The organism is Saprospiraceae bacterium (assembly GCA_016715965.1).
Classification (GTDB): domain Bacteria; phylum Bacteroidota; class Bacteroidia; order Chitinophagales; family Saprospiraceae; genus Vicinibacter.
Genome location: JADJXG010000001.1, coordinates 1789897 through 1808003, shown reverse-complemented (window position 1 = coordinate 1808003; position 18107 = coordinate 1789897). Strand labels below are relative to the sequence as shown.

Below are 18107 nucleotides of genomic sequence, written 5' to 3'. Positions count from 1 at the left end.
AAAGAATAAAGAAGATAGAGTGTAAGGTAAAATAAGCTCATTTAATTTCCTTTGTGCTCAATAGTCTTACAAAACATTTCAGCCCGCAAAAATAAATATTCAATTGATTTCCATTAAATGGAGAATATTTGCTGATTAAAGTTTTTGTAGCAATTGAATCAAATCGACCTCATTTAATTTTTGCTGACTTCCGTCTGTTTGATTCTTGAGATTATACATTTCTGATGTTCTTTCTTCCTCACCTACGATCAAAACATAAGGAATCTTTAGATCCTCGGCGTATTTGAATTGTTTTTTGATTTTTCCCGGCTCCGGATAAAGCTCAGAAGAAATACCAAACTCTCTGATGCGTGAGGCCAATTGAAATCCATGCAAATGGCTTTCTTCATCCAGACAGATGATCAATAGTTTGGTTGAAACAGACAGTCCTTCCGGAAACAAGTTTAGTTCTTCCAGCACATCAAAAATCCTATCTGCACCAAAAGAAATTCCGACTCCCGATACACCCTGCAAACCGAACACGCCAGTCAGGTTGTCGTAGCGACCTCCTCCTCCCAAAGATCCCATTTTGATATTTTGAGGAATAACCTCAAAGATGCATCCGGTATAATAGCTCAAGCCCCTGGCCAATGAGGGCAAAAACTCAAGGGCATTGGACATCCTGGTTCCTTCCAGGAATTTTTTGACCTTTCGAATGGCGTCCACTCCAACCGAGGACAAGCCGCCCAAATCAAATTGTTCCAGCGAGGCCTCTCCCGTTATCAATTTCAATATTTGGAGGGCCTTTTCCGGTTTAAATCCAGCTTGGATCAATTCAGATTTAACCTCCTCTACACCAATTTTGTCCAATTTGTCGATAATGTTCGTCATGGACCCAAAAAGATCTATACGGCCAGCGTATTCTGCCATTCCTTCGAGTATGGAGCGATGGTTGATTGCAATTTTCACAGGGATTCCTAGTTTTGAGAAAACGCGATCGTACAATAAAACCAATTCCGATTCATACATTAGACTATCCGAACCCACAACATCAGCATCACATTGATAAAACTCCCTGTATCTTCCTCTTTGAGGGCGGTCGGCCCTCCACACGGGTTGGATCTGATATCTTTTAAAAGGAAAATGAATGAGATGCCTGTTCATTGCAACGACTCGAGCAAAAGGTACAGTTAAGTCATACCGAAGTCCTTTTTCGGAAATTTTGGGAGTCACCACACTGATACCCTGCTCTAATTGGCCCGATGAAAGTTCTTTGAGATAGTTTCCACTATTTAGAATTCTAAACAGCAATTTGTCACCTTCCTCACCATATTTTCCTTCAAGTGTTGTCAGGTTTTCCATGGCTGGTGTTTCCAAAGGCTGGAAGCCACATGCCTTAAATTCCGATTCGATGGTTTCAAAAATATATTTGCGCTTTAGAGCCTGATCCGGTAAGAAATCCCTTGTACCTTTAGCCAGGCTAGGTTTCTGACTCATGAAAGGATGGGTTTAAACTGTTTGAGAAAACGCAAATCATTTTCAAAATAATATCGGATGTCCGGAATTTTATAGAGTAACATTGCCTGTCTTTCTATACCCATACCAAAAGCAAAACCGGAAAATTCCTTAGAATCAATTCCGCAATTTTCCAGAACAGATGGATCTACCATCCCGCAACCTAGAATTTCAAGCCATCCAGTACCTTTGGTGATCCGATGGTCCGTTTCGTCCTTAAGTCCCCAATAAATGTCCATTTCTGCGGAGGGCTCTGTAAATGGAAAATAACTGGGTCGCAATCTGATCTTTACATCCTCGCCAAACATCTCTTTTGCAAAAAATAGAAGTGTTTGTTTAAGGTCAGCCATTGAAACAGCTTTATCCACATAAAGACCTTCTACCTGATGAAACTGGCAATGCGATCTTGCTGAAACCGTTTCGTTGCGGTACACCCTTCCGGGTGCGAGAATTCGGATTGGAGGCTGGTGCTTTGTCATAAATCGGGCCTGCACGCTGGAGGTGTGGGTTCTCAACAAATGATTTGCAAAATCCCGTAAATAAAAGGTGTCCTGCATGTCTCTGGCTGGATGGTCGTCGGGAGTATTGAGCGCAGTAAAATTATGCCAGTCATCTTCTATCTCTCGGTCTTCTGCGACTTCAAATCCAATTTTAGAGAAAATGTCCACGATGCGATCCATCACGATGGAAACCGGGTGTCTGCTTCCCTGTCCTTTGTTCAGACCGGGAAGGCTTAGGTCAGGAATCGGCTCCGTTTTTTTCTGTGATTTTTCCAATTCTGCCTTTTGGTGCGCATACAATTCAGTAGCTTCTTCCTTGATTTGGTTGATGGCCGCCCCAAATTCTTTGCGTTGATCCGTTGGTATTTCAGACATCATGGCGAAGAAATCTTTAAGAACATTTTTTGAGCCCAGGTACTTGATCCTGAAACGCTCCGCATCTTCTGATTGGCTCCAATTAAAGTTTGTTATTTCTTGTCGGAGCGCATCCAGTTGTTGTCGCCAGTCCATTTCCATCTTACAATAAACTCTATTAAAGCACAAAGAAAGTACAAAATTTTCAATTCCTGCCGAGAGCCTAATGGTTCCTCATCATTCCTTCCCCTTTGTGAAAGAGATACCAACAGCCAATGATTAAATTCCACATTCATGATATTTATCAAGCACCCGTCCAAATATTGAACTCATTTTTTTATTTAACCAATTGTAATAATGTCATTTATGTAATCATAATAAATATATATGTTAAGTATTTATATGAAATCCGTAGATTAATGATTATCTTTGAAACGACAAAACGATTTTTTCACATTCAAACAAATGGAAAATGGAGACTATTCTTCCTTATTTACTCAACACACTTCTGGGGGCTGGTGGAGGCTGGCTTGGCAACATGCTCAAGAAAAACGGACTAGGCATGGTCGGCAATCTCATCGCCGGTGCTGTTGGTGGTAACGCTCTGCCGATGATTCTTGCCCAGTTTATGAACAGCGGTAGCGAAGCATCCGGCGGAATGGACATCATGAGCTTGATCACCGCTTCGGTCGGTGGTGGTGCCGGTTCTCTGATTGGAGGATTGTTTAAGAAGGCTTAAACAATAAAAGTCAATTAAAGTAGGAGGCAAAGATATCATCAAAATATAGCTTTGCCGTCCTCTCACACCACCGTATGTACTTACGTGTACGGCGGTTTCCTTAGAGTAACTCCCGATGAAGCTTTTCATGGTTAGCGGCTAGGCTATAGTAGCCCAGTTCGGTAAACCATTTGTTGTTCATTCCAATACTGAGGGCTGGACTATTGCTCAACCGCCACCAGCTTTTGCCACTTAGGGCAGTACGCCAGCATAAGGTTTCTTCAACACCTAAGCTCCTTAACCAGCGCACGATACCAATACTGCGTTTGCATTGTTTCAATCGAAAACATTTCAGGCGTCTCCGCAACCATCCGTCTATTACTTTAAGTGTAATAACCTAGACTTGATCTGACAGTTGGCGATAAAAAAGAATAATCCAACGCTTCAACAAAAGTAACAATTGTTCCGTAAAAGTCAAGAGCGAGGCAAGTTCCTTCGGAACTCTTGACATTTACTCCACAATTTAGTTTGTTGACGTTTACGCGTTGAATTACTCTATTCATGATCTTCTTTATTCAAAATGAGTTTCTAACATTTTATCAATTGCAATATTTTTTGACTCGATGTGAGTTTGCATAGGAGTTTTGCCAAAGCAATATTTTCCGGAATGAGGTCTGTCCGAATTATAGTAATGTAGCCAATCCTCCAAGTCAGCCTGTAGCTCTTCAATAGATTTGTATAACTTTTTACGGAAGGTAATGGCATAAAATTCATTTTGAATGGTGCGGTGGAATCTTTCACAGATACCATTAGTCTGTGGGTGTCGTGCTTTGATCTTAGTATGTTCAATATCCTCCAAACTCAGATAAAGTTCGTACTCATGATATTCTCTTTTTCCACAGTATTCCGTGCCACGATCGGTCAGTATCCTGAGTAGCCTGATTTGCTCATGTTCATAAAATGGCAGGACTTTATCGTTTAGCAAATCGGCTGCTACAAGAGCATTTTTACGATCATAGATTTTTGCCAGAACTACCTTAGAGTAAGTGTCAATGTAGGTTTGTTGATAGATACGACCAACGCCTTTGATATTGCCAATATAATAAGTATCCTGAGCTCCCAGATAGCCCGGATGATATGTTTCAATTTCACCTTGAGATTCCAATTTTTCTTTCTTACGCTCCAAGGCTACAACTTGGGCTTCTGTAAGAATTATTCCATCCTGGGCCACTTTGGCTTCCAGGGCCTTTAATCTCTTTTGGAAGGTCTCCAGATCGTGCCTCAACCAAACACAACGAACTCCACAAGGGGATACAAATATTCCTCTCTTAACAAGCTCATTTGCAACCCTTACTTGTCCAAAAGCTGGATTGTCAATAGCCATATCAACAACTGCTTTCTCTACTTCGGGAGCCACTCGATTCTTGACCAGTGGTTTGCTCCTGCTGACTTCGATTAAGGCCATTTCGCCTCCTGTGTCATACATCTCTTTAATCCTGTAAAAACTATCCCTGGAATACCCCATTATTTTACAAGCTTGAGATACATTTCCCAATTTTTCTGCTAAATGGACTAATCCCAATTTAGTTTTGATTAATTTTGTTTCTAATTTCATTTTCTGACAGTTTAGTGGTTAATTAATTATTTTTGACAACTTAAAATTAATCACTAACTGTCAGATTAAGTCTAAACTATTACACTTTAAGCTTGTTTTGCATACTTGCGTATTTGAAGTAGTTAAGCCACCCTTGTAATACTACCTTGAGTTCGTGGAGTACTTGTTCTAATGAATCTCCACGATTGCGTTGCGTGATCTTCTTCAGTTTCGACTTTAACTTCACCTCGCTTTCTTTACTTAATCCAACTCTGCCTTTATTAAGTATACTATGGCCCAAAAAGTTTGTTTCATAGTATTTTCTAATTGCACTCTTGTTCCGGTTTACTTTTAGTTTCATCCTGCCTTCTATGAACTTTGTAATGCTTTTCATCACTCGTTCCGCACTTGCAGTGCTGCTTACAAATATTTGCAGGTCGTCAGCATATCTCACATAGCTTATTCCTCGCCGATTTAATTCTTGGTCTAATTCGTCGAGCACTATATTTGATAACAACGGACTTAATGGACTCCCTTGTGGTGTTCCTTTTATCCGTTGTTGCATAAGTCCGCCTTGAAGTATTCCTGTCTTTAGAAATTGGTTAATTATCCACATCACTCGCTTGTCGCTTATTCGTGTTCTAAGTAACCACATTAATCGATGATGATTTACTTCATCGAAAAACTTCTCTAAATCAATATCCACAACATGACGCTTTCCTTCTGTTACATACTTTGCTGCTTTACTCAATGCTTGATGTGCATTTCGCTTTGGGCGAAATCCGTAGCTATTCTCGCTGAAACTAGGATCGTAATACTTTTGCAATTGTTGCGCTATGGCTTGTTGTACTATTCGGTCTCGTACTGTCGGAATCCCCAATTGACGATAGCCTCCTTTGGGTTTGCGTATTTGTACGCCTCGCAATGCTTCTGCTTTGTATTTGTTATTTAGTAGTTCTTCCCGTAATGTCTGCATATTCTCTTGCAGCCATTTCCTGATTTCACCTACTTCCATTTCATCTACTCCACCTTTGCCTCCGTTGCGTATTACTCGCTTACTCGCTTCTGATAAATTTAATGGGGATGCTATCTTCTCCATTAAATCTTTCGTCTGATGTCGTTGTTCTTTGCATGCAGATAGCCATTCAGGACTTACCTTTCCGCTGCTTTCATACCATACGGGTATGTTCGCAACGAAAAGGCTATCGCTTTTATCACATTCTTTCTGTCTCGCAGATTTCATCTGGATATTCGATATTTTACTGTCCTGTAATCTTTCCAATTTTGACTTTTACTACTCTAAAAAAAAACTTCATCAACTCTTAGGATTCGGTCCTTCCCTCCTTTTCCATTACAGAAATTTCTTAGGTACTATGACCTCTGCTGACTTCTGCTGACACTCACTTTGCTATTCCATTTCGCTCGTCGTTGCCTCCGCTTGTGTTTACAGATCTCCTATGGTAAACTCATTAATCTTTCATTGTAATCCACAGAATTTACTACCGCTGTTTACGTCCAACTTTTGGGCTTCGCAGTCTAATGCCCACTCACCCACAGCGTAAGCCTTTTATTCCGTTTCTGTTCGTTGGTTCACAATTTTATCCGCTACTTCCTTCAGATTTTACCTCGCGATAAACACCCTTGCTTTGGATTAACGATTCCCGTTGGTTGGCTCGTTCGGGACTTTCACCCTATAGATTAATGGTATGCATAGCGCACATTAAAAAGCCCATCCAAATTCATTGGACGGGCTTTTATTTTACTCCAGTAGTTTGGTTGGAAACTTCAAAATCAGGACATACCGGCCATCTAATTTAATTCCTGTGCATAGAAAATACCAGTGTTTATTTTTGAATGGAATCATTTCCTAATATTAACCAATTCTAACATTTCCCTTAAAGAAGACAACTCATTGAAATTGGTATTAACTCTGGTGGAACACTCTACTGCTACAAGGCTGACACCCACACTCTGTACAATCTGACAAATGAATTTGAGCTGTCATTAACTTGAATTTGACTAAATTTTGGTCCTAATAATAATTTCTTTGGACATATATTCCATTAGACAACATAAAATCCCTAGTGCTCAAATTGTTTTGCTGCTTTTAATCATATAATGATTGAAATTCTTCAAGATTCATAGATTTACTTTTTCGAAATCTATGTTATGTGCAATTACTCTAAGCAATGTACTTCCTTGTACGGTTTACTTTTTCATAATAATTTTATTCCACTTTACGAATTAAGTGCATTGTATTGAACCTAAATGGTTTAGCTTGAATATCTTAATACCTTGATGGTCAATTAATTCTTAATACTATGTATTATAAATATATTGATTATCAATCATTTAAGTAAATTTTAAAATCCTGTTACATAATATGGGCTTATAGAATTGCAAATCTTACTTATCTTTGGTAGAAATCCTCAAAATTTATGAGTAAAATTCTAGTCAACTTGTTTTCTTACCGTTTCATCATAACCATCATTCTCACAAGTTTTTTCTTAAATTCCTCCAATGAATTGCAGGCACAAGGAAGCAGCCTAATTGAATCATTTAGTTATGATTCTGATGACTTTGATTCGACAACTACTAACTTCATCAACTACAAAATCAATGACAGTAGTACCGTCGATTACTGTTTTTCAATACTGAACCCCCTCCCTGACTTCCTGGATGATTCCGCTCATTTTGTTCTGAATATCCAGGGAAGCATCAGCAACCAATTAGTAGAACCAACAGACTATCAGTATGAGAATGATTCAAATTACACTTATTCCGGTAGATTTGTTGGCTCTGAGGGTTGGATCACATTGGTCTCTAATAATCATTCCAGATCTGCAACTGTTTATTATCCAGGCTACTTTATAGAATATATACCTCTTCGTGGGGATAGTTGTATTTGTATTAAGCTCAGTGATAGCCCTGAAAACAGGCCCGCTTGTGACATCGAGCAGGAAGTATATAATGAGGATGTTGAGACTATATACGGATGCAGCTCAACCAGCTGTGCCACCATCGTCAGGGTTTTGTTGCTGATCACTCCACAAGCAGAATCAAAGCTCCCAAACAGAGATGAAATCAAGACCCTCTCCAAAAAATGGGCTGAAAATATTAACCTAGCCTTTCGGAATTCATATATCCCTCATAGGATTGAAATTGAGCTGGACTATTATAATTTTACAAATTATGCAGTCCAAAAAATATTAATAATGATGTAATTAATTTTAGAAGTGATATTGGTGCAAACTTACTTCGAGCCTCTTATAGAGCTGATCTAATGTTTCTTATTACTGATAATAATTATATTTTAGTTAATTATCTTGGTAGTGTAAAAGATGAGGTTGTAGATCCTACCAGAGCTCATGGGATTATTGATGTCCCATATATTGATAATCCTGATTTTGTCTTGGCACATGAGATAGGTCATTTGTTTGAGGCGCATCACCAAAGAAAGACTGCAGGTCATCCTCCCGATCCACAAGACTGCTCTTTCGCGTGGAAGACGAGCAATGATAAATATACCTTAGTTAGCTCTGGCAACAGGCCTTACATATTACATTACTCAGATCCTGATGCTAAGTATGACCAGACATACGCTACTGGCAACAGCAATAACAACAACGCAGGTAAAATAAGGACTACCGGCTGTATAGTAGCCAATCACCAGCTGGAGAACAGAATGCAGCTGACAATGCGCAGTTCGTCTGGAACCTGCGGATTGTATTATATTCAAACGATTCTCAAGCAACCTGAACAGGGATTCCCGGGACAGGCCCCATACACCTATATTTGGGAATACAGCAAGAAAGGAGATTTTAGTGATGCTATTTACCTATCTTCATCTCCGGGTATAAGTATCAATGTTTGTAATATACTTGATCCGGGATTTGTTTTTATAAGAGTAACTGTAGAGAGTAGTGATCATGAGATAATTCAATTGACTAGAAAAGCAAATTGCAAAAACTGCCTTTCACAACTGCCACATGCAGAATATAGAACAACGCTAAAAGCTTACAGCTTTGTTTCGATCAATGGGATAATGTACCCATTAGATTATCCGGATGAAGAAATAATAGAATTTGCGATTTATTCAGCGGACGGACGACTTGTATCAAGAGAAAGAAATATACAATATCTAACGACTGGTATTTATATTGTTAAACTTGTCAATAAATCTGGATTAATCAAATATTTTAAAATTTATTGTTATGAAAATTAGGTTGTCATTCATATCATTATTCTTTACCCTCTTATCTTGTCACAAAGAAATACCAGTTCAGAAGGAACCTTGTATCGAGTCAGAAGCTATCACTGATTCTATTACTAAAGTATTGGTATATGAAAAAAAAGATTGGCCGGATGGTTATGGAAATGCAATTAAAATAAATTCTAAAACATGGTTTAAAGTGGTTGGATTTTTATACTTGGATAGAAAACTTCTGGGAATAAAACTCTTATGCATTGATTCAGATAATAATCTGGCCGAGGATATATCCATATCGAATTTTTTGTTTAAACCTGATTGTTATGAAGTAGTTTCAACAAATATTAATGATAGAAGCAAGGTACACGCCGAATATTGTTCACACCACGCTGATATAGTTATCGATGAATATGTTTTAGATACGACAGCAGTAAATATGTTAGAATTGTTTCAAATTGACACTATCAACAAGATCATAGAAGGCAATTTTGCTATAAGTTTTGTTTATTCTAATAATAGACCTAAACGCAATCCATTTGAACCAGACAGAATAAGGTACTTTAATGGTTATTTCAAGGGAGTTTATTATGAATAATCAATGGAATCAAATATTGATGCAGAAGCTAATCTCCTGAAATATGAACTGCCAAATCCAAAAATCAATTCTACTAATAGTTGTTTTGGTTTGTTTCTCCTGTCACAAAGAAATACCAATCCAGAAGGAACCCTGTATTGAACCAGAACAGATTATCGATTCGACTACTAAAGTTTTTACTAGCAAAGACTGGAAATATGAACACAATGCTTATGCCATTAAAATAAACGATACTTCGTATTTCAAAACAGGTGGCATCAGGTATGATAAAGGTGAATCTTTAGTAATTGGTTTTACCGGCCGAAGTGAAGATAGTTTAATTTATGAAATTATAATTACTTCTAACATACCTTTTGAGATTGGCTGCTATAATATGTAATAGTTTAGACTTAATCTGACAGTTAGTGATTAATTTTAAGTTGTCAAAAATAATTAATTAACCACTAAACTGTCAGAAAATGAAATTAGAAACAAAATTAATCAAAACTAAATTGGGATTAGTCCATTTAGCAGAAAAATTGGGAAATGTATCTCAAGCTTGTAAAATAATGGGGTATTCCAGGGATAGTTTTTACAGGATTAAAGAGATGTATGACACAGGAGGCGAAATGGCCTTAATCGAAGTCAGCAGGAGCAAACCACTGGTCAAGAATCGAGTGGCTCCCGAAGTAGAGAAAGCAGTTGTTGATATGGCTATTGACAATCCAGCTTTTGGACAAGTAAGGGTTGCAAATGAGCTTGTTAAGAGAGGAATATTTGTATCCCCTTGTGGAGTTCGTTGTGTTTGGTTGAGGCACGATCTGGAGACCTTCCAAAAGAGATTAAAGGCCCTCGAAGCCAAAGTGGCCCAGGATGGAATAATTCTTACAGAAGCCCAAGTTGTAGCCTTGGAGCGTAAGAAAGAAAAATTGGAATCTCAAGGTGAAATTGAAACATATCATCCGGGCTATCTGGGAGCTCAGGATACTTATTATATTGGCAATATCAAAGGCGTTGGTCGTATCTATCAACAAACCTACATTGACACTTACTCTAAGGTAGTTCTGGCAAAAATCTATGATCGTAAAAATGCTCTTGTAGCAGCCGATTTGCTAAACGATAAAGTCCTGCCATTTTATGAACATGAGCAAATCAGGCTACTCAGGATACTGACCGATCGTGGCACGGAATACTGTGGAAAAAGAGAATATCATGAGTACGAACTTTATCTGAGTTTGGAGGATATTGAACATACTAAGATCAAAGCACGACACCCACAGACTAATGGTATCTGTGAAAGATTCCACCGCACCATTCAAAATGAATTTTATGCCATTACCTTCCGTAAAAAGTTATACAAATCTATTGAAGAGCTACAGGCTGACTTGGAGGATTGGCTACATTACTATAATTCGGACAGACCTCATTCCGGAAAATATTGCTTTGGCAAAACTCCTATGCAAACTCACATCGAGTCAAAAAATATTGCAATTGATAAAATGTTAGAAACTCATTTTGAATAAAGAAGATCATGAATAGAGTAATTCAACGCGTAAACGTCAACAAACTAAATTGTGGAGTAAATGTCAAGAGTTCCGAAGGAACTTGCCTCGCTCTTGACTTTTACGGAACAATTGTTACTTTTGTTGAAGCGTTGGATTATTCTTTTTTATCGCCAACTGTCAGATCAAGTCTAGGTTATTACATATAATATAACCTACCCTCATAGTAACCAAACATTGGGTATAGGCAGTGAATATTCAACAAATGACGATGATGTCATCATTGATGAATATTACACGGATACAACCACACTGAATAACCGGATCGAGATCACAACATTAGATACGATCAATAAAATCGTGGAAGGGTATTTTGCAATCAGTTATATCTACGCCAACAAAAGGCCTAAGCGCAATCCAAATGAACCATATCGGATACGATTTTTCAACGGTTATTTCAAAGGAAGCTATATTGAATAAGCTGAAAAATCATCCCAAGTGTGAATATAAGATCGAAATCACAGATTTATAACGCCGTGGCGTTATTTCTATCAACAGTAACTAATTCATGTAATTGTGTTTATTCGAGCATGATTCTCCATTATAATTCTAGCAATTATTTAAAAACCAGATATAGTAAATTAATCAATTTTTCTAAGCTCTTTGGAGGCTTTTCTTAATAAAATCGTGGAGAGCCTGTCCCTTAAGCATTTGTTGTTCGAGTAGCGCGAGCTCTGTTAAATAGACGGCCATCTCATTTTGTCCGGATGTATCAAGACTAAAAAACTTGTTGGCTATCGCAGGATGATTGGAATTAATCACCAACTGGTAGCTGTCCATAAATAAATCGTTTTCACCCTTCATGGCGTGTACCATATGCTGCATTTCAGACATTCTGCGCATAAACTCAGGTCTGACTATCTGGACCGGAGGATCGTTGGGAGACAGCGCCTTCATTTTTGTATCCTTGGAATTGTGGATGCTTACCACTTTAAATACTTCCAGTATTTTATCCTGATCTTCCTGGCTAAGGACTGATTCAGACTTTTCTTCTTTTTCGATGAGCTGATCCAGGGTATCGGCATCCACCCTTTTAAAACTCATTTCGGCCTTGTATTCCAGATGCTGGATAAAATGGTTGTCGATGACATGATCCATCAGCAAGACATCATAACCGCGTTCTCTGCACTGGCTTACCAGACTATAATGCGCCTGATGATCGTGGGTATAAATGCAGGTAAGGCGGTTGTTTTTATTGGTTTGCAAATCTTTGATCTGTTCCTTGTATTCTGCTACGGTTTTATACACATTCTCGGTGTTGCGCAGGAGGGTAAAATCCATGGCTTTCTCAGCAAACTTTTCATCAGAAATCAAACCGTATTTGATAAAAGTGCCAATATCATTCCATTTTTGCTCAAAATCTTTGCGGTCTTTCTTGAACAGATCATTCAGCTTTTCAGCTACTTTCTTAGTGATGTAACCAGTTATTTTTCTGACATTGGAGTCCGACTGGAGATACGACCTCGAAACATTCAGTGGAATATCCGGTGAATCAATCACTCCATGCAACAGCATAAGAAATTCAGGAACGATTTCTTTTACATCATCTGTGACAAAAACCTGGTTGGAATAAAGATGAATTTTGTTTTTCTGAATTTCAAATTGATTGGTGATTTTGGGAAAATACAATACTCCTGTCAGATTAAAAGGATAATCGATATTGAGATGAATCCAAAAAAGCGGGTCCGGAGAAAACGGATAGAGTTCTTTGTAAAAAGCAATATAATCTTCATCCAATAAATCCACAGGAGCTTTCTTCCACAATGGATCCGTGTTGTTGATAAAATTGGGTAGCTCAACTTCTTGTTCGGTATCCCCTTCTTTTATTTTTTCCTTTTTTGTACCTAACTGGATGGGAACCGGTAAAAATTTGCAAAACTTTTCGAGCAATGATTCCAGTTTGTGTTCTTCAAGATAGTCCAATGAATCATCATTGAGATGAAGGATTATGTCAGTGCCTCTTGCTTCCTTTTCGATCTCTTCAATGGTATATTCGGTATCACCTGTGCAGGTCCATCTGACAGCCTTCGCTTCAGGTTTATAAGATTTTGACTGGACGATCACCTTGTCAGAGACCATAAAGGCTGAATAAAATCCCAGTCCAAAATGTCCAATAATATTGAGTTCATCTTTGTACTTGTCGAGATATTCCTGGGCTGAAGAAAACGCCACTTGGTTGAGATAGCGGTTTACCTCATCTGCGTCCATCCCAATCCCCCGGTCTCTAATGGTAAGGGTTTTGTCTTCTTTGTTGGGTATCACTTCTATGTGGATGTCACCCAATTCTCCTTTTGCATCCCCGCGATTGGCGAGCACCTTGATTTTAGCGGTTGCGTCAATCGCATTGGAAATCAGTTCTCTTAAAAAAATCTCCTGCTCTGAATACAGGAATTTCTTAATAATTGGAAATATGTTTTCAGTTTGTACAGATATTTTACCGGATTGCATATGAGTTTGTTTAATAAAGAATCCTTGTCAAAGCCCATGCCAAGGACCCAATAACTGACAAAATGACAAAATGACAAGATGTTTTGGCGAAAAAATACTATTTTTCAATGCGAAATCTTCAGAAATGTAATATGCAACATAAAATAATTTTTCTTTCTATGCCCTACTTTTTGTCGCGCACGACTGAACGATCCAAGCCAAAGGCTTGGTAGAGTGCGACAGCGCTCTAAGTGAAGGAGCCGCGAAAGCGGAGTAGCAAAAACGCAGCCTTTCTACAAGGTGAGCGAACGATCCAAGCCAAAGGCTTGGTGCCTTGCGACAGCAAGGCAAGTGAGTGAAGGCGTAAGCCAATATCCTTTTCATTGCAGTTTGCCCCCAAACTTTTCTTTGCAATGCATCATTTTCTGCTTCAGAAGATTTTGGTGATGAAATATTTGGGTTTACATTTCATCACCAAAATCTGCCTTGTTTGAGCCACTGGTTTAGAAAGGCTCTTTTAATTGCGTTAAAAAGAAAGTTTTGCAAAACAAATACCTAGATTTAAATGCTGTGTAGGGTTTAGAAATTAGGAATTGTATCAATTATGAATTCCTTCCATTTTCACATTTTCACATTTCCCAATTAACTAATCCCACCAACTGCGTTGGGGGCACGCGACTAATTCTCTAATAAACTAATTAAATTAGTCTTTTACCCAGCGCTTGGTGAGCTTTTGGCCGCCTGACTGAATCCTTACCAAATAGATGCCTTTTTTGTAATCAGAAACATCGATGTCCAGAGTTTGCGTAAATGGATTCACCGCGCCTCTGTCCACCATTTGTCCCATGATGTTCATGATGGCATAATCTCCGGTGAGTCCCTTCTCCATTTGAACGACCAAATTGCTTTTCACTGGATTGGTCATCACTTTAAAGTCAATGGATTTGATCTGATGGCTGCCACTGAGGTCTTCGTCAAATTTTGTTCCTGAATTGAGAATGTCTTTGGTGGTAGTTTCCTGTATCCAGACCAAGAGATAAATTTCGCTCTCCTTCCAGTTGGGCTCAACATTAAAATTAAAGTCAAGAACAAGACTGTTGCCGCTCTCAGGAATTTGAATCATATTGCCATCTGGCGCACTAATAAATTTGCGAAACACATTGTGATGGACTTTTTCGCCATTGGGTGTATTCAGGTTAAGCACCTTTTCAGCTGCTGCTGCAAACAATCTGTAATTCCCCGCAGGTTTGTTGCCAAGGGTTTTGACTTCCACCTGAACGGTACGACTTGAACCACCGGATTCTTTGACCACAATGGCTACAGCCGATTGCTTATTGAGTTCTCCATCCAAAATATTGGCATTGACATTACTGGCAGCCATTTTGCGGGTTCCGTTGATAACGACAGTGGGTGTACTTGTCACAGAATAATAGGAAGCCCTTGCTGTATTTTCCGATGTGTTTGCCTGGTATAAACTACACTGGGGATAAGGAAATCTCGGATGGACGGTCATGTGGTGGTAGTTGCCCTCATATTTTTTGATGAGATTGTAGAATCCCGGATTTACAGCACCACAAACCCCACAATAGGTATTGGTAAAATGCTCCATAAAAATATACTTCTTGGACTGCCCATTGACACTCAATATTCCAAAAAAACAAATCAAAACAAAAAGTATATTTTTAATCATATCCAAGCTATTTATTGTGCAAAGATAAACAAATTTTTTTTGACCAAAGCCCAAAAATTATATTAAATATTTTTGTAATATATATTTGCATGATAAAAACCAAAAGATTATATATCGTATTGATAGCAAGCACTTTAAAACCCTCTAAAGTTTCTTTGTGCTGTTGCCAAACATCACAACTCCATAAATAGGGCCTTCCTTAACAATGCATGGCCTGAAGGCCATCCATGGAATGCAGCCCATTTTTAGCTTTTTAAAAAATCATTGATTTGAATTTAGGAAGCCTGTTCCTCTTTACCGGCTAAATTGATCTTTTTCATTCCCTTGATCAAAACAAACATCACAAAAGCAATGATTAGAAAATTGAAAATACTGGAGAGAAACTGGCCGTAATACAGGGCATTTTCAGGAGTTGTCACTGTTCCATCTGCACTGACCACTGCGGCATCGAGTACAATCTTGGCCTGTTTGTAATCTCCAAACTGAAATATTTTTGAAACCAAAGGCATAAACAAGCCATCCACAAAAGCAGTGGTAACTGCTGTGAATGCTGTAGCAATGACCAATCCGACCGCGATGTCGATCAAATTACCTTTAAAAACGAATTCTTTAAACTCTTTCCACATAACTTTGGCTTTATGGTATGATTGAATAAAGTCCAAAGATAACAAAAAGCAGTTCTCGTCCCAATTTTTTAGTTCAATTCTTTTCGGATCTTGTTGAGGGCAGAACCTTCCCGAAGCCAGTCGATCTGTGCTGAATTGTATGTATGCAAGAGAACAATTTGATCTGAGCTTCCGTCCCGATGGTGGATATCTAACTTCAAGGGAACTCCTGGTGTCATCTGATCGAATCCCTTGATATCAAAAACATCGTCCTGTCGAATCAAATCGTAATCGGATGGATTTTGGAAAGTCAAGGCTAGCATTCCTTGCTTTTTAAGATTGGTTTCATGAATTCTTGCAAAGGACTTTACGATCACTGCCTTCACTCCAAGATATCTTGGTTCCATGGCCGCGTGTTCCCTCGATGAACCTTCTCCGTAATTTTCCTCACCCACAACAATGGTACCCACTCCATTGGCTTTGTAGAGTCTTGCAGAATCCGGTACAGGCAAATAATCTTCTTTGATAAAATTCAATACTTTATTGGTTTCCCCATTGAAATAATTGGTTGCCCCAATGAGACAATTGTTGGAAATATTTTCCAAATGTCCTCTGAATTCCAACCAGGGGCCAGCCATCGAAATATGATCCGTAGTGCATTTACCTTTGGCTTTGATCAGGAGACGCAAACCGTGCAATTGTTCAAATGTAATGACTTCAAACGGGGTCAAAATCTGTAGCCTTTTGCTGGCCGGATTGATTTGAATTTGAATGTCTGATCCATTTTCTGCGGGGGCCTGGTAGCCGGCATCCTTCACATCAAATCCGGCTGGCGGCAGCTCATATCCAGCGGGTGCATCGAGCTTTACCGATTCACCTTTTTCATTGATTAGAGAATCTGTCAACGGATTAAACCTCAAATCTCCCGCAATGGCCAATGCAGTAACAATCTCAGGTGAGGCAACAAATGCATGTGTGTTAGGATTGCCATCGTTTCTTTTGGAAAAATTTCTGTTGAAAGAGGTGATGATGGAATTTTTTCTAGAAGGATCTGTATTGTGTCTTGCCCACTGGCCGATACAAGGCCCGCAGGCATTGGCCAGTACCACTGCTCCCATTTTTTCAAAGTCAGACAGCAAACCATCTCTATGAATGGTAAAACGAATTTGTTCTGAACCGGGAGTCACCGTAAATTCCGATTTTACTTTTAGGTTTTTTGCAACAGCCTGACGCGCCAAAGAAGCTGCTCTAGACAAATCTTCATAAGAGGAATTGGTGCACGAGCCAATCAAGCCAACTTCCAGCTTTTCCGGATAATTATTTTCTTTGACAGCATTTGCAAATTTAGAAATGGGCCAGGCCAGATCCGGTGTATATGGACCGTTGATGTGTGGCTCAAGCTCGCTGAGATTGATTTCAATGACCTGGTCAAAATATTTCTCCGGTTGTGCATAACATTCTTTGTCACCAGTCAGGTGGTCAGCAATCCGGTCACAAAAATCAGCAATTATTTCCCGGCCGGTAGCTTTCAAATATCGGCCCATCGATTCATCGTAGCCGAAGGTAGAGGTCGTGGCACCTATCTCTGCACCCATGTTGCAGATGGTACCTTTGCCCGTGCAGGAAAGGGATTTTGCACCATCTCCAAAATATTCAACAATCGCTCCGGTGCCACCTTTAACAGTCAGGATACCGGCGACTTTAAGAATGACATCTTTTGCAGAAGCCCATCCATTGAGCTGACCTGTCAATTTGACTCCAATCAATTTTGGCATTTTCAACTCCCATGGCATACCTGCCATCACATCTACTGCATCGGCACCGCCAACCCCAATGGCCACCATACCAAGTCCACCGGCATTGGGTGTATGTGAATCCGTACCAATCATCATTCCACCCGGGAACGCATAGTTTTCCAAAACAATCTGGTGGATGATGCCCGCACCGGGTTTCCAGAATCCGATGCCGTATTTGTTGGAAATACTTTGAAGAAAATCGAATACCTCTGCATTCTCTACATTGGACGTAGCCAGATCCTGACCTGCTCCATTCTTAGCCAGAATCAGGTGATCGCAATGCACGGTGGTGGGAACAGCCGTCTTTGATCTTCCACAGGTCATAAATTGTAAAAGGGCCATTTGAGCGGTTGCATCTTGCATGGCCACCCGATCCGGGGCAAAAAACACATAATCCTTTCCCCTGGCATATTCCTTCAAAGGAGATTCGGGGTGTAAGTGGGTGTATAATATTTTTTCAGTGAGGGTCAAAGGCCTTCCCAGGACTGACCGTACAGTTGAAACTTTATCAGCAAACTGGGAATACATTTTTTGGATGAGGTCCAGATCAAATGGTTGATTCATGGCAATATTTTTTGAATGG

Annotated in this window: 17 protein-coding genes; 8 read left to right on the top strand and 9 right to left on the bottom strand. The window is 39.3% G+C overall.

Going from position 1 to position 18107, the window contains the following annotated elements; translation table 11 throughout:
* Window positions 1–135: 135 nt before the first annotated feature.
* Together IPM48_06845 and pheS are read right to left on the bottom strand one after the other, a co-directional pair.
* The gene (locus IPM48_06845; GenBank protein ID MBK9271298.1) at window positions 136–1476 is read right to left on the bottom strand and encodes a histidine--tRNA ligase; all 1341 of its coding nucleotides are present in this window, start codon (window positions 1474–1476) and stop codon (window positions 136–138) included.
* On the bottom strand, window positions 1473–2510 hold the full coding sequence (pheS, locus tag IPM48_06840) for a phenylalanine--tRNA ligase subunit alpha (GenBank protein ID MBK9271297.1): 1038 nt from the start codon (window positions 2508–2510) through the stop codon (window positions 1473–1475). The genes IPM48_06845 and pheS overlap by 4 nt, the downstream gene beginning before the upstream one ends.
* A 310-nt stretch (window positions 2511–2820) precedes the next feature.
* Between pheS and IPM48_06835 the strand changes: the two genes are divergently transcribed.
* Entirely contained in the window at window positions 2821–3087 is a 267-nt protein-coding gene (locus IPM48_06835) for a hypothetical protein (protein MBK9271296.1), read from the top strand.
* Window positions 3088–3449: 362 nt separating this feature from the next.
* Here the strand turns inward: IPM48_06835 and IPM48_06830 are convergent, their stop codons facing one another.
* The 3 genes from IPM48_06830 to ltrA form a co-directional block, all read right to left on the bottom strand.
* Window positions 3450–3629 (bottom strand): hypothetical protein, encoded by a 180-nt coding sequence (locus IPM48_06830; GenBank protein ID MBK9271295.1) that lies wholly within the window; start codon window positions 3627–3629, stop codon window positions 3450–3452.
* 8 nt (window positions 3630–3637) lie between these two features.
* Entirely contained in the window at window positions 3638–4681 is a 1044-nt protein-coding gene (locus tag IPM48_06825) for an IS481 family transposase (protein ID MBK9271294.1), read from the bottom strand.
* 79 nt (window positions 4682–4760) lie between these two features.
* Window positions 4761–5903, bottom strand: a complete 1143-nt coding sequence (gene ltrA / locus IPM48_06820; GenBank protein ID MBK9271293.1) for a group II intron reverse transcriptase/maturase — start codon at window positions 5901–5903, stop codon at window positions 4761–4763.
* A 1195-nt stretch (window positions 5904–7098) separates the two neighbouring features.
* Here ltrA and IPM48_06815 point away from each other — a divergent pair.
* The 7 genes from IPM48_06815 to IPM48_06785 all read left to right on the top strand — a co-directional run bounded on the left by IPM48_06815 (window position 7099) and on the right by IPM48_06785 (window position 11426).
* Window positions 7099–7884: a hypothetical protein gene (locus IPM48_06815; protein ID MBK9271292.1), complete on the top strand. Its 786-nt coding sequence runs from the start codon at window positions 7099–7101 to the stop codon at window positions 7882–7884.
* Window positions 7885–7943: 59 nt separating this feature from the next.
* Window positions 7944–8885, top strand: coding sequence for a hypothetical protein (locus IPM48_06810; GenBank protein MBK9271291.1), 942 nt, complete (start codon window positions 7944–7946; stop codon window positions 8883–8885).
* Complete coding sequence (locus IPM48_06805; GenBank protein ID MBK9271290.1) at window positions 8875–9465, top strand: hypothetical protein; 591 nt, start codon at window positions 8875–8877, stop codon at window positions 9463–9465. Before IPM48_06810 ends, IPM48_06805 begins: the two co-directional genes overlap by 11 nt.
* 43 nt (window positions 9466–9508) lie before the next feature.
* Window positions 9509–9844 (top strand): hypothetical protein, encoded by a 336-nt coding sequence (locus IPM48_06800; GenBank protein MBK9271289.1) that lies wholly within the window; start codon window positions 9509–9511, stop codon window positions 9842–9844.
* A 79-nt stretch (window positions 9845–9923) separates the two neighbouring features.
* On the top strand, window positions 9924–10967 hold the full coding sequence (locus tag IPM48_06795; GenBank protein ID MBK9271288.1) for an IS481 family transposase: 1044 nt from the start codon (window positions 9924–9926) through the stop codon (window positions 10965–10967).
* Window positions 10968–10975: 8 nt separating this feature from the next.
* Window positions 10976–11155 (top strand): hypothetical protein, encoded by a 180-nt coding sequence (locus IPM48_06790; protein MBK9271287.1) that lies wholly within the window; start codon window positions 10976–10978, stop codon window positions 11153–11155.
* A gap of 28 nt (window positions 11156–11183) precedes the next feature.
* Entirely contained in the window at window positions 11184–11426 is a 243-nt protein-coding gene (locus tag IPM48_06785) for a hypothetical protein (protein MBK9271286.1), read from the top strand.
* 174 nt (window positions 11427–11600) lie between these two features.
* On the opposite strand, the gene htpG is transcribed toward IPM48_06785, so the two are convergent.
* From htpG to IPM48_06765, 4 genes are all read right to left on the bottom strand, one after another.
* Entirely contained in the window at window positions 11601–13454 is a 1854-nt protein-coding gene (gene htpG / locus IPM48_06780; GenBank protein ID MBK9271285.1) for a molecular chaperone HtpG, read from the bottom strand.
* Between the two features lie 682 nt (window positions 13455–14136).
* Window positions 14137–15123: a T9SS type A sorting domain-containing protein gene (locus tag IPM48_06775; GenBank protein MBK9271284.1), complete on the bottom strand. Its 987-nt coding sequence runs from the start codon at window positions 15121–15123 to the stop codon at window positions 14137–14139.
* Between the two features lie 275 nt (window positions 15124–15398).
* Complete coding sequence (mscL, locus tag IPM48_06770; protein ID MBK9271283.1) at window positions 15399–15749, bottom strand: large conductance mechanosensitive channel protein MscL; 351 nt, start codon at window positions 15747–15749, stop codon at window positions 15399–15401.
* Between the two features lie 68 nt (window positions 15750–15817).
* A complete protein-coding gene (locus IPM48_06765) occupies window positions 15818–18088 on the bottom strand; it encodes an aconitate hydratase (GenBank protein ID MBK9271282.1) in 2271 nt (756 codons plus the stop codon).
* Between the last annotated feature and the right edge of the window lie 19 nt (window positions 18089–18107).